Source organism: Oryzifoliimicrobium ureilyticum (assembly GCF_037199735.1).
GTDB classification, from domain to species: domain Bacteria; phylum Pseudomonadota; class Alphaproteobacteria; order Rhizobiales; family Rhizobiaceae; genus Rhizobium; species Rhizobium ureilyticus.
The window spans coordinates 75,266-87,975 of the sequence record NZ_JBBBVQ010000009.1 but is presented as its reverse complement, the minus strand read 5'-3'; the positions used below and the strand labels follow the sequence as shown (position 1 = coordinate 87,975).

The 12,710-nt window shown below is 59.3% G+C and carries 13 protein-coding genes; 5 read left to right on the top strand and 8 right to left on the bottom strand.

Annotated features, from left to right (window positions below; all coding sequences use genetic code 11):
- Positions 1–27 precede the first annotated feature (27 nt).
- A complete protein-coding gene (locus VQ830_RS13800; protein WP_337268704.1) occupies positions 28–1,269 on the bottom strand; it encodes a GGDEF domain-containing protein in 1,242 nt (413 codons plus the stop codon).
- A gap of 372 nt (positions 1,270–1,641) precedes the next feature.
- Between VQ830_RS13800 and VQ830_RS13795 the strand changes: the two genes are divergently transcribed.
- On the top strand, positions 1,642–1,986 hold the full coding sequence (locus tag VQ830_RS13795) for a hypothetical protein (RefSeq protein ID WP_337268703.1): 345 nt from the start codon (positions 1,642–1,644) through the stop codon (positions 1,984–1,986).
- Between the two features lie 66 nt (positions 1,987–2,052).
- Here the strand turns inward: VQ830_RS13795 and VQ830_RS13790 are convergent, their stop codons facing one another.
- From VQ830_RS13790 to VQ830_RS13780, 3 genes are all read right to left on the bottom strand, one after another.
- Positions 2,053–3,012: a YiiG family protein gene (locus VQ830_RS13790; RefSeq protein ID WP_337268702.1), complete on the bottom strand. Its 960-nt coding sequence runs from the start codon at positions 3,010–3,012 to the stop codon at positions 2,053–2,055.
- A 192-nt stretch (positions 3,013–3,204) separates the two neighbouring features.
- Positions 3,205–3,636 (bottom strand): hypothetical protein, encoded by a 432-nt coding sequence (locus VQ830_RS13785; RefSeq protein ID WP_337268701.1) that lies wholly within the window; start codon positions 3,634–3,636, stop codon positions 3,205–3,207.
- A gap of 109 nt (positions 3,637–3,745) precedes the next feature.
- The gene (locus VQ830_RS13780; RefSeq protein ID WP_337268700.1) at positions 3,746–4,633 is read right to left on the bottom strand and encodes a LysR family transcriptional regulator; all 888 of its coding nucleotides are present in this window, start codon (positions 4,631–4,633) and stop codon (positions 3,746–3,748) included.
- A 96-nt stretch (positions 4,634–4,729) separates the two neighbouring features.
- On the opposite strand from VQ830_RS13780, the gene VQ830_RS13775 reads away from it, so the two are divergent.
- Complete coding sequence (locus tag VQ830_RS13775) at positions 4,730–5,833, top strand: aldo/keto reductase (protein WP_337268699.1); 1,104 nt, start codon at positions 4,730–4,732, stop codon at positions 5,831–5,833.
- A gap of 48 nt (positions 5,834–5,881) precedes the next feature.
- Here the strand turns inward: VQ830_RS13775 and VQ830_RS13770 are convergent, their stop codons facing one another.
- Positions 5,882–8,164 carry a methyl-accepting chemotaxis protein gene (locus VQ830_RS13770; protein ID WP_337268698.1) on the bottom strand — a complete coding sequence of 761 codons (2,283 nt, stop codon included), beginning with the start codon at positions 8,162–8,164 and terminating at the stop codon, positions 5,882–5,884.
- A 223-nt stretch (positions 8,165–8,387) separates the two neighbouring features.
- Positions 8,388–8,789: a GFA family protein gene (locus tag VQ830_RS13765; protein WP_337268866.1), complete on the bottom strand. Its 402-nt coding sequence runs from the start codon at positions 8,787–8,789 to the stop codon at positions 8,388–8,390.
- A 221-nt stretch (positions 8,790–9,010) separates the two neighbouring features.
- Here VQ830_RS13765 and VQ830_RS13760 point away from each other — a divergent pair, with 221 nt between their 5' ends.
- The 3 genes from VQ830_RS13760 to VQ830_RS13750 all read left to right on the top strand — a co-directional run bounded on the left by VQ830_RS13760 (position 9,011) and on the right by VQ830_RS13750 (position 12,179).
- Positions 9,011–9,583, top strand: a complete 573-nt coding sequence (locus tag VQ830_RS13760; protein ID WP_337268697.1) for an alpha/beta hydrolase — start codon at positions 9,011–9,013, stop codon at positions 9,581–9,583.
- A gap of 391 nt (positions 9,584–9,974) precedes the next feature.
- A complete protein-coding gene (locus VQ830_RS13755) occupies positions 9,975–11,495 on the top strand; it encodes an ABC-F family ATP-binding cassette domain-containing protein (protein ID WP_337268696.1) in 1,521 nt (506 codons plus the stop codon).
- Between the two features lie 264 nt (positions 11,496–11,759).
- Positions 11,760–12,179, top strand: a complete 420-nt coding sequence (locus VQ830_RS13750) for a VOC family protein (RefSeq protein WP_337268695.1) — start codon at positions 11,760–11,762, stop codon at positions 12,177–12,179.
- Positions 12,180–12,192: 13 nt separating this feature from the next.
- On the opposite strand, the gene VQ830_RS13745 is transcribed toward VQ830_RS13750, so the two are convergent.
- Positions 12,193–12,378 carry a hypothetical protein gene (locus tag VQ830_RS13745; protein ID WP_337268694.1) on the bottom strand — a complete coding sequence of 62 codons (186 nt, stop codon included), beginning with the start codon at positions 12,376–12,378 and terminating at the stop codon, positions 12,193–12,195.
- A 36-nt stretch (positions 12,379–12,414) separates the two neighbouring features.
- Complete coding sequence (locus VQ830_RS13740; protein ID WP_337268693.1) at positions 12,415–12,693, bottom strand: hypothetical protein; 279 nt, start codon at positions 12,691–12,693, stop codon at positions 12,415–12,417.
- Positions 12,694–12,710: the final 17 nt, after the last annotated feature.

Below are 12,710 nucleotides of genomic sequence, written 5' to 3'. Positions count from 1 at the left end.
CTGTTGCTTTCCAACGGAACAGAGCGGTCAGCCGGCCGAGCGGAGAGCCGCGTCCTCAGCGGGGGTGAGCAGTGCATCGGCAAATGAGACGCGGCCTTTGCCAGTTCGCTTGACTTCATAGAGCGCGGCATCAGCGGCATGAAACAGCTGCTCAATGTCGTGGTTCTTATCTGTTGCCCGTGCAACGCCGATGCTGGCGCCCATCACCACAGGGATCAACTGGCGGATGAGGAAGGGCGCGCTGACAGCCTTGATGAGCATATGCGCCACCGCGCCGGCGCGTTGCGTGCTGGCATCTGGCAGCACGACGACGAATTCGTCGCCGCCAATGCGCGCGGCAATGTCATTCGGTCCGATCGTCTGGCGCAGAAGATCGGCAACGCGCAGCAACACCTCATCGCCCGCCGCATGGCCATGGCGGTCGTTGATCTGCTTGAAGCCGTCGAGATCGATCCAAAGGATGGAAACGCAGGACGGGCCCTGCGGCGCCCCGATGCTGTCCGTGAGTTTTGCAAGGCTTTCGCGCAGGAGAAGCCGGTTCGGCAGTTTCGTCAGCGGGTCGTGCAGGGAAAGCTGGCGGTTCGCATGTTGGGCCCTGATGGCGCCGATGAGGTTCGCGTGGCTTTTGCGTAAAAGCAGGTAAAAACCGAAGGCACCCGCGCCGCCGAGCCAGGCGAAACACCGCATGGCGTCAACATCGTTAAAAATGAGTCCGAAGGTTGCGAAAGCATCGACTATGAAAATATTGACGGTGCCGAACCGGCGAAAGGCGGCATGAAGCGCGCATATGTAACCGTTGAAACCGCAGGCGACGACAAGGCCGTAGATATTCGCGGCCTGCGAGGGCGACAGCAGCAGCGCAGCGCAATCCAGCCCCACCAGAAACATGAGCGCCATATTGATCCAGACCGTGTAGACCTCGAAATTTTGGCCCGAAACCGGTCCGTCACCGGCAAATTTATGACGCAGCCGCCAGCGCACGCCAAAGAGCACAAGATCGGCAACCATGCAGGCTACGATCCACATCCAGCCGCTGGCCATCAAAGTCCAGATCCAGCCGAGCTGGGTCCAGCCCAAAATGGTAATGGACATCAGGTCGTCGTCATAGAGCGTGCGCAGCGAAAGACGCAGAACTTCTTCCTCGACCTCATTGTCCTGCGCGATCAGAAACTCGCTGAAGCGGCCGATGGTGGTCGTTGCGCGGGCTGGCCCGGTCGGGTGCGCGCCGGCTGCCCGATCTGCCTGCTTCTGCATGCGGAAAAACGTCATGTCATCCGATCCTTGTATGCGACTTCGTCGGCGCATCCGTGCTTTGGTGAGGCGTTATCTAGCGGGCAGATCTTTAATTTTTTCTGTCGAGATCGTGTAGAAATGGATCTTTCAAGATGTACAGGCAACGCGACTTTTCCTGCCATATCGGCTTTGCAACATCAGCGTGCCTCTCAGGAGATCGGATGCACGGAGGGCGGGCTAAGTCTCTGACAGTAAAAGGCTGGCGTGCAAAATATCGAAGCCCATTTGGACGCAAATCATCGTTCTCACGCAAAGCAACAAAGTCGCAATCATATGCGTTGAGGGCTTTGGCCGGGCAAACGTGACAATGTCTGGCCCGTTTTCGATGGCATGGAAAGGCTTGACGCAATGGGTAAGAAACTGGAGCGGGTTTATCACGCGCTTGTCGAAGGTGCGGCAAAGGGTCTCAGCGATGATGCGCTCTATGACTATGTGATTGACGAGTGCCCGAAAACATCGAGCAAACGGGTCGTTAAAGCCTCGCTTCTGGCGCTCACCGATCCTGATCTGAGGGATCCTGAAAGCTTGAAGACAATCTATGCCCTGGCGATCAAATATCGCCTGCAGGATCTTGGCGTTGCGGAGGATGTCACCGAGGAAGACGATGACGATGTCAGCGTGCCGAAGGTCACGAAGAAGGCCAAGCGGCGGCTGGAAGCATCCGCGGCCGACGTGTCGGCCATGATCCAATGAGAATAGGAAGAACGGACGGGCGGAGCACGATGCAATTCCCTGACCGATCAGGCTCCGCCCGCTCGGTCATTCCTTGGAGAAGGTAGTGGCGGTCTGCGAGGTCGACACCATCATGTTGTAGTCGTTGACCAGCCATTCCAGATCCTCGCCGGCGCGACCCTTGCGGGCGTCGCCTTTGGTTTTCTGCAGCTTTTCACCGAAATTGCGCAGCTTCGACAGAAGCGAGCCCGGCTGATCCTCGAAAACGTGGAAGGAATCCGGGTGCGCCAGAGCATAATCGTCGAATTCGCGCACAGCGCTTGCATAATCGTCGAGTGCCTGTTTGTAGGCGGGCATATCCACGACTGGCTTTTCGTTTGATGGCATCAGATCCATGATCGCTTCGGCGCGGAACATGACGTTGCGGACCTGCCAGCGAGCCTTCCTGCCCTGTTCTTTTTCCAGCGCGGCCAGCGTTTCAAGGTCCAGCTTGACCTTCTCCTTGCGCAGGGCAGCATCGGCGGCCTTGCGGCGCTCCCAGTAATCGGGTGCAAGCGCGGCAATATCCTTATGAAATGCCTTGCCGGCCTCCATCTTGTCGCTCTTGTAATCCTCCCGCTCATAATATTTGTCAGCGCGGTCGATGACAGGGGCAAGCTTCTGATAGGTCTCCAGATAGGCCAGCATCGCGCTATCGAGTTCGGGCATTTTGGGCTCGGCGGCAGCGGCGGCGGTCACGGCGTCTGCCTCCTTGCGCACATCGTACAGGGAATAAAGCCCATAGATGATCCGTTCCTTGCCGGTCGGGCCCTTCTTCATGTCCACCCAGCTGTCGTAGCGCTGCAGCGATTCCGATGCCCGCAATGAGCGGTTCAGAAACTCGACATAGGCATTGATCTTGCTCATCGCGGCCTGTGAGGGTTCCGAGGTCTGCGTTGCGGGCGCCTCGGTTTGCGCCGAAGCGGGCAGCGCGCCAAGAACTTCCAACGGTGCCTGAAGCGACAGGATTGCGGCCGTCACGAAAATGCATTTGGCAAAACGGTTCATGGAAATACCCCCAACGGAAAAGACAACCTCCATCTGTAACGGCGGTGCGGAAGGTCAACGTTGAAGGGGAAGAAAAATGCCGCGGCAGGCAGTTTGATGCCCGCTCGAATGGCTGGCCCTTTTCTGTTCAGATCAACATGAAAGGCTATCCGAGAGTGCCGGCCTTTAGATTTTATAAGACCCCTGGCACTCTCAATTTGTTGCAAACGTGCTTTTGCAAAGGAATTGATATGATGGGCCATCATCAAATGTTATCGCAAAAACCTTTAGCTCGGCGGCAGAGGCACCGTATTGCCCATCTTGATAGTCAATTTCAGCCAGCCAACTGGTTGCGTCGAGGGAAACAAGCCTTCCATAGGACAATTTCATCAACTTGCGGTCCAGTGCGAAGAGAAAGTTGCATTTATAGGCCCAGACGTTCGGAAAGCGAAAAGCCATTTTTTCAATTTCGCCGTCCTCATTTTCAAATGAAAAGCGGAGAGAAAATTCTCTACCGCCTTCGTCTTTTAGGACGGGTCCGTCGTAAAGCGAGGTCGGCGCATTCGGAAAACTCAGATCACTTCCATTACTCGCCTCCTCATCGAATGTGCGTGCTTGGCGTTTAGCAAGCCTATAGAACCTCAATCAAAGATTTGCGAAGCTGATTTCCGGATGCAGTCGACATTCGTGATCAATTGGTATCTCCACCTGTGCGAAAGGCTGCTGCCGAAGATGCTGTAATGGCATCTCGGACTTACGCCCGCAGATGCTCGATCAGGGCGCGCAGGGCTGGGGGCGATTGGCGTCGGCTTGGATGGTAGAGATAAAAGCCCGGAAAGCGTGGGCACCAATCTTCCAGAACCTCGATGAGCGCGCCGGAGGCGATGTCTTCGGCCACGTCATGCTCCATCATATAGCCGAGCCCTGCGCCCGCCCGAATGGCGGCGGCGATCAGTTCGCCGTCATTGGAAATCAGAGGGCCGCTGGTGCGCATCGCGATCTCCTTGCCGTCCTTCTCGAACTCCCAGGGAAGAAGGCCGCCTGAGGTCGCGAGACGATAACCAAGGCAGGCATGGTGCTGCAGATCGAAGGGGGTTTGCGGCTTCGGGTAGCGCTCGAAATAAGCCGGCGTTGCCACAATGGCGCTTCTGAGATCCGGCCCGAGCTTGATCGCTACCATGTCCTTTTCCACGCTTTCGCCCAGTCTGATGCCGGCATCGAAGCCGGATGCGACAATGTCGGTAAGGGCGTCATTGGTATCCACCTCCACCCGCACATCTGGATGAGTGAGGAGAAAGCCCGGAAGTTTTGGCGAAAGCACGATCTTGGCAGCATAGGCAGTGGTGGTGATCCGCACCGTTCCGGAAAGGTTGTCTCGCCATTCGGCAAGCGCTTCGAGACCTTCTTTGATGCCGGCAAGAGCCGGACGCAGCGATGCGAGCAGCCGCTCGCCGGCTTCGGTCGGGGCAACGCTGCGGGTGGTACGGGCCAGAAGCCGGACGCCGAGCCGTTCTTCCAGTCCGCGCATGGCGTGGCTGAGCGCCGATGGCGACATGCCGAGGATGGCGGCGGCACGCGTGAAGCTGCGCTCTCGCGCCACGCTTGCAAATGCGAGGAGATCATTGAGTTCACCACGTTCCATTGCTGCATTCTGCTCACAAGCGCTTGCGCCTCGCAACCCCTAATCTCCATGGTTTGCCGCCGCTACATTCCGCTGCAGCAAACACAGGAGACGGCTATGGACCTCACCAGCTATCGCACGCTTGGCAATTCCGGATTGATTGTCAGCCCCTTGACGCTTGGCACTATGACCTTTGGCGCGGGCCGCTGGGGTGCGGAAGAGACAAGCGCCCGGGCGATTTTCGATGCCTATGTCGATGCCGGCGGCAACTTCATCGATACGGCCGATATCTATTCAGGCGGCGAGAGCGAGCGGATGCTGGGCGCTTTCGTCAGCGATAGCGGCCGCCGCGACCGGCTTGTGATCGCGACGAAGTCGGGGTGTTCGCGAGAGCAGGGAATGCCGCTGTCGGGCGGCAATAGTGCGAAGAACATACGGCTCGGCATTGAAGGCTCGCTGAAGCGGCTGAGGAGCGATTATATCGACATGTACTGGATGCATGTCTGGGACCGCACCACGCCGCCCGAAGAAGTGCTGCAGGTGATCAGCGATGCGGTGCGCGCCGGCAAGATCCTCTATTACGGCTTTTCCAACACGCCATCCTGGTATGTGACGCGCGTTGCCACCCTTGCCGAAGCCCATGGCCTGCCGCGCCCCGTCGGTTTGCAATATGCCTACTCGCTGATCGATCGCGGCGTGGAGCTTGATATTCTGCCCGCCGGTCAGGCGCTTGGGCTCGGTCTCGTACCCTGGAGCCCGCTTGCCGCGGGACTTCTGACCGGCAAATACGGCCGTGAGAAGCTTGCCGACGCTGCCCGCGCGCCTGCGGTGCCGGACCGGAGTGCGCCGGCAGGGGAGGGCGACAGCGAGGGACGGCTCAACGGCGACAACCCGTTTGGGGGCATGCTGTTTACCGAGCGCAACTTCACCGTGGTGGATGCCGTGGTTGCTGTGGCGAAAGAGATCGGCCGCAGCCCGGCGGAGGTGGCACTTGCCTGGGTCTCTGCGCGGCCGGGCGTTTCCTCTGTGCTTATCGGTGCGAGCCGGCCCGACCAGCTGTCGCAAAACATTGCCTCGCTCAATGTTCAGCTGTCGAACGTGCATCTCGAGCGCCTGGAACAGGCAACGGCGCTGCCGCCTATCAATCCCTATTTCATCTTTCAACTGCCGAAAAACATGATCTTCGGCGGGCATCAGGTGGAAAGCTGGCAGGCGGGCTGACGGAAGACAAACCGCCCGCAGGACGCGGGCGGTTTGGCAAGGCGTTTGTCACGCCACCCGGCGACGGGCTTGTGCGCTTGGTTGGCTGTTGCTGGCAAGCTGGAAGTGCTGCACCAGTTGCATGAGATGGTGCGCCTGATGGGAAACGCGCTGGCTGAGATCGGCCGCCATGCGACCGGACGCAGCATTGCGCTGCGTTGCGCTGTCGATCTGATGCAGGCCGGACGTGACCTCGGCAAGACCGGTAGCCTGTTCGGCAATCCCGTTCGAAATGATGTCCATATTGGCATCGACGCGAGCGACATATTCGCTGATGCTGCCGAGTGCCGTTCCCGTTTCGCCGACGAGCTTCACGCCGTTGGCAACTTCCAGTGCGGACTTGTCGACAAGCGCCTTGATCTGATGAGCGGCCGAAGACGAGCGCTGCGCAAGCTCCCGCACCTCATGGGCAACGACGGCAAATCCCTTGCCGGCTTCCCCGGCACGGGCCGCCTCGACGCCGGCATTGAGCGCCAACAGATTGGTCTGAAAGGCAATCTGGTCGATCAGGCTGGTGATGGTGCTGATTTCGCCTGAGGACGCCTCGATGCGGTGCATGGCATTGATCGTCTGCTCGACGACGGTGCCGGAGGCCGCCGCCCGCTCGCTGGCTTCGCGCACCAGCGACCTGGTCGTTGCCGCGTAATTGCGGCTTTCAGCGAGCGTGGCGTTGATTTCCTCAAGCGCTGCCGAGGCTTGTTCGATTGCGGACGCCTGCTGCTCCACCTGGCTTGCGAGCTCCTGGGAGGCTTCCAGCATCTGCCGGCTGTCGCCCTCGACGGCTGCGGTGCTTGACAGAACCTGCTCCAAGGTTTCCTGGAAGGCCTTGATGGAGCGGTTGAAGTCGGCGCGGATCTTTTCAAACTCTTCGCTGAATTTCTCATCGATCGTCATGCGAATATCGCAATCGGCAAGACGCCTCAGACCGGCGCCGAGGTTTTCAACGACGGTCAGGACCGTGCGCGCCCGTTCGGCCGCTTCCGCCTGGCGACGGGATTGCTCTTCCAGTTCGTTCTGCGCTCTTTGCCGGCGCTCGGCTTCGGCTTGCTGCAGTTCCAAGGCGTTGGTCTTGAAACGGGTGACGGCCCGGCTGATATCGCCGAGGAGGTCGCGGCGCTCCGTATAGGGCACCTCCTGCTCGATGTTGCCGCCGGCAATATCGACGAGAGCATGCACGACCTTCTTGGCCGGACGCACGAAGCGGCGCTCTGCAATCAGCAGGCCGATGATGGCCAGAAGGCACAGTCCCCCAATCACCGCATAGCCAGCATAGGCAAAATGGCGGATTGCGATCAGCTCGCTGCTATTTTCGAATGTTGCATTGGGAACCGCGCGCCACAGGGTCCAGCCGGCCTGACGGTCAGGCGTCTTCAGCTTGACGGCTTCCGAATAGATGAGGTTCGGGTCCTGCTCGCCTTTGATGACATAGGTTTTGGATGCTTCCGCCTGGCCTGCCGTTGCGGCGTTGATGCCGTAGCCTTCGCCCACATTGACGAAAGCTGCATCCTTTTCAGGCAGGAACTGTTCCAGCACGCGAAGCCGGATGATGGCCGAGACCACGCCGGCAAATTTTCCGGTACGATCGAAATAGGGGACCGAGAAGACGAGGCCCTTGCGATCATATTCGTTATGCGTGTGGTTGAAGTCCGTGTTGTCGCAGGTCGTGACCACCGGTCCAGACGTCATGGGAATGTCGAGCCCTTTGACGGTCGACAGATCTGGGTTTTCCTGGCGGAAATGCGCAATCTGCTTGGCGATCAGCGCATATTCCTCGTCCTCGATCTCGGGTGCGCCTTGCTCTTCCGTCTCGCCGCTTTCCTTTTTCGTATCCCAGGTGATCAGCTGGTCATACATCATGGCAGGCTCTTCCGGCTTGCCGGTGACGGCGTCCGGGGTGCCGGGCGAAAAGCTGGCTGGAACGAAATAGATTTCCGAAACGCTCACATTGCTGGCGATGTTGTTATAGACCTGCTGAATGGTCTCCTTCGCGCCGGGACTGACATTTTCGGCATGGCGCTGCAGCTCGCGAATATCCGGCAGAAAGGCCAGCGTTCGCAGATTCTGGTAAATCTGCTTGAACGTCATCTCGGCCTCGTCGGCATATTGATGCGTGTCGCCACGTTCTTTCGTGACGATCTTCTGCAGCGTTTGCGCTTCGTTGCGCTCCGTCATAGTGTGAAGGCCGTAGGCGAATAGCCCGGCCGTGCATACGATGCCTGCTATGAAAAGAACGGTAAGACGATTGCTGAACGTTTTGCCCTTATGCTGAGCGTGGGCGGCCGGCTTGGTCATGGTTCACCATGTCATTGAATTTTCTCAGCTAAGCTTTATCGACCTTGTCTTAAGGATTTGTTCTTGTGCTTCTCCTGGATGGCCGATTTCAGCGCGATCGTGCGAAATGAAACGCGCTGGTTGCTGCATCATGTCGGCACCATTTTGGCGCGTGCAAATTCGAGTTCTGTTGCCGCGCTGGCACAGCAGGGGGCGCCTCAAGTTGGCTGTGCCGCTACGCCCGTCAAAACCACAGATCGCGCACGCAACGACCCTTGGACGGCAGATCCTCGAAGCTATCGAGCCCCTCGAAATGATCGATCGGCAAATCCTCGACGGCATCAGGCGGGGCAAGGCGGATGTTGACGGCCATGCGCCGGCGATCGTCCTTGTCCGTGCGCAGGCCGCGCCAGGCGATGACGCAGGCGCAGGTCGGGCAAAACAGGATCTGGAGAGACGGGTTGGTGCTGTCGATGCGGGTATAGGAAGCCTGCTCTCCCGTCACGGCAATGCGCTCGCCCTCATAATCATAGGCCCAGAGCGCGCCATAGCGCCGGCAAAGCGTGCAGTTGCACGCGGTGATCGAACCGGGATCGCCCTCGAGCGTCCAGCCTGCCTTGCCGCAATGACATGAACCGATCAGCATCGTAGATCCCCCCATTGATGCCGGCTCCTCGTTTCCGGCTCCAGTTTTTGCTGGCGTCGACGATCCTGACGCAAAGACGCCTATTGCGCAATCAGGCCGACCTTTTCACCCGGAGATGATATGCGCGCTTGTGAGCCGATGATGCTCTTGATCATGACAGGCTTGCCTGCTTTGACGATCGCGATGGCCATCGAGAGAAAGGCGCCAGTGATGGGAAGAGCATGATGATCTGCATTCTCGGCCTGCACGGTTCGTCGGGGCGCCCGTCCTTGATCGAGCCCTTTATCGAAGAGCTGGCGCCGGCTTGGCCTCGATACTGCCCGCAGGGTACCATTGCTGATGGCGATGGCTTTACCTTTTTCAAGCGCCGCGCCGACTTCAGCATTCCGCCCGCCGCGCTTGTCTGCCTTGCGCGGCAAAGCTTGATGACGAACGGAAGCATTGGCAGCTGGGGTGCAAAGAACTTCCTTGCCGTCGGCTATTCGAGCGGGGCGATTTTTGCGACAGCGCTTTTATCCGTTTCGCCGCATCTCTTTGCCGGTGCGATCCTGCTGCGCCCGCAGCCGATCAGCGATAATTTCGAATTTCCCGACCTTGCGGCAAAGCCGGTGCTGATCCTTTCCGGCCAGCATGATGAAAGGCGAAAGCCGCATCATGCAATAGTTCTGGCCGAGCAGTTGCGGAAGGCACAGGCAAAGGTGACCCATCACGATCTTGAGGCTGGCCATGCATGGGCAGGCGCAGATCTGACGCTGTCGCGCGCCTGGCTCGCAGGTTTGAGAGCGTCGAACTGATCCATAAGATCAAGCGCCGGGTCAGGTCGCTTCGGGGACGATCTTGCGATCAAGCAGATGCGATGGTATTCCTCTCGGCATGCTTCGAGAGAAAGGAGGGTCACATGCATAATTTCTATATCCGGTTTTACCGGACACGTGGCCCTGTAAACGCCCTGCAGATGCGTTTGCAGGGCTGACCAGAGACCCGTTTTCTCGATAAGCTTTCCTGGTCTGCCTGCCCAAAGCCGCAGCAACGCGCATGAGCGCCTGCGCTTTTTCAAACGCTGCACACGAACTTGCATCCGTCAAGGCTGCGCGCCTGCGATGCGTTTTAATCTGCGGCATTGTTAAATTCCTGCATGGATCTGGTCCCGATCGACCGGCATGCAGAAGGCAAGAGACCTGACCTATGAGCATCCTCAATCTTCGCAATCTCGGCGTGAGCTTTTCCTATCCGCTGTTTTCAAACCTCAATCTGACCATCAATGCCGGCGACCGGCTCGGCATCGTCGCTGCCAACGGTCGCGGCAAATCTACTCTGCTGAAGGCGATCGCAGGCCTTGCCGAAACGACAGAGGGTGAGATCACCCGTGCGCGCGGCCTGACCATCGGCATGGTCGAACAGAATGTTCCGGCGGCGCTGATGGGCCTCAGCTTTCGTGACGCCGTTGTGGCTGCCTTGCCGGCCAGCGAGGCAGAGAGCGAAAGCTGGCGGGCCGATGTCGTTCTCGAAGGGCTTGGCGTGCCGGAGGATCTGCGCGAGCGGGCGCTCGGCGCGCTCAGCGGCGGCTGGCAGCGATTGGCGCTGATTGCCCGCGCCTGGGTCCGCGAGCCGGACCTTCTGTTGCTCGACGAGCCTACCAACCATCTCGATCTCCAGAAGATCGCACTCCTCGAAGACTGGCTGAACGCGCTGCCGCGCGAAACGCCCGTCATCATGGCAAGCCACGACCGGGCTTTTCTGGATGCCGTCAGCAACCGCACGCTCTTCCTGCGGCCGGAAGCGAGCCAGGTCTATTCGCTGCCCTATAGCCTTGCCCGCCAGGCGGTGGACGAAGCCGACGCCGCCGACCAGAAACGCTACGAGCGCGACATGAAAACGGCCGAACAGCTGCGCCGTCAGGCGGCCAAACTGAAGAATATCGGCATCAATTCCGGCAGCGACCTTCTGGTGGTCAAGACCAAGCAACTGAAAGAGCGGGCCGAAAAGCTGGAAGATGCGGCAAAGCCGGCGCATCTTGAGCGCTCGGCCGGAGCGATCCGCCTTGCCAATCGCGGCACCCATGCCAAGGTGCTGGTGACGCTGGAGGACGCTGCGGTCACGACGCCGGATGGAGCGCTTTTGTTTCGCACCGGCCGGCAATTCATCTGCCAGGGCGACCGCATCGTGCTGCTTGGCCGAAATGGAGCCGGCAAGACGCGGCTGGTCTCCATGCTGCGCCGGGCGATTACCGATGCATCGGCGGCGAGTGAGAGCATCAAGGCAACGCCTTCGCTGGTGCTGGGTTACGGCGATCAGGCGCTTGCCGATCTCGATGACCGGCAAAGCCCGATGGAGACCATGACACGGCGCTTCGACATCGGCGATCAACGGGCCCGCACGCTGCTCGCCGGCGCGGGCATGACGATCGAGATGCAGGCCCGTCCCGTCGCCGCCCTTTCCGGCGGGCAGAAGGCGCGGCTCGGCCTATTGGTTCTGCGGCTGAAGGAGCCCAACTTCTATTTGCTCGACGAGCCTACCAACCATCTCGATATCGATGGGCAGGAGGCGCTGGAAGGCGAACTCATGGCCCATCAGGCAAGCTGCCTCATCGTCTCCCACGATCGCAGCTTCGTGCGTGCCATCGCCAACCGCTTTTGGGTGATCGACGGCCGCAAGCTGATCGAGACAGACAGCCCCGAAGCGTTTTTCGAGGCGGCAAGGAGCTAGCTCGGCGCGTGCCAGATTGGGGCCAGTCCCGAAAGCGGGGAGCCGCCAACCGCAAGTCGGAAGGCGCGATGAGAGATCGCTGCGCCTTCATCAGCCTTGACGCTCGTATGGGGAGGCGTAGTATCGACGCGTCTGAAACAGGTTAGGTATGGGACGGTTGGCCCGGCCCCCGCATCAAAGGCGGGTCCTTCCGCTTCGTTTGGAGCGGCCCAAGACTATCGAGGCGCGCCGCATGTCGCGGACGCTGGTAGAAGGGGTATGGACATGAAACCGCGCATTTCTCTCATCACGCTGGCCGTTGCCGATCTTGAACGCTCGCTTGTCTTTTATCGCGACGGTCTTGGTTTGCCGACGGATGGCATCGTTGGTCGCGAGTTCGAGCATGGAGCCGTTGCTTTCTTCGATCTCGCAGGCGGGCTAAAGCTTGCGTTGTGGGCGCAGGACAATCTTGCCCATGACACTGGCCTTGAAAAGCAACCGATTTCCTCCACGGCCTTCGCGCTGGCGCATAATGTGGAGCATCGCCAAGAGGTGGGCGCCATCATGGCTGCCGCCGAACGGGCCGGCGCTGCCATCGTCAAGGCGGCGCAAGATACGTTCTACGGCGGCTATGCCGGCTATTTCAAAGATCCCGACGGCCACCTGTGGGAAATCGCCTGGAACCCACACATGCTGCCGGGGTGAGGCGGCTTCGCGCTCACTTCTCAGCCTCATCGTTCAACAGGGCGTCGAGATCCTGCGGGTCCATCTTGCGCAATTTGCGCTCCAGCTTGTGGTCATAGTGGCGATCGTTGGGATCGTGACCTTTTCGCGCCGGCCTTGCGACCTGCTTCAGGAAGAGATCGATTTCGGCGATTTTCCTGTCCCGCTTGCTTTGCTTCACTAACGGCTCGACCTCAGTTTCCGACTGCCAAATTCGTCAATCCGCGACAGTCACCTCGAACATATCAAGCCGAAGTCCGTGCATCATTCGCTCAACGACGGTAAAGGAAATGCGCTTGCCATGACTGGCATAATAGCAAATGGGTCGCCCTCCTGCCTTCAGCGCCAAACCCATCGTATAATGGCCTATACTGCGAGCAGGTATGTAGCGGTAGATGCCGGGAGCCGTCGGCGCGACGTCTTCAAAAATGCCGACGATCATCCCCTCGTAAAAGAAGGTCTGATACGCGATCTCGCCGTTGCTGTCATCTTGCATAGAAAGAGTTTTAGCAG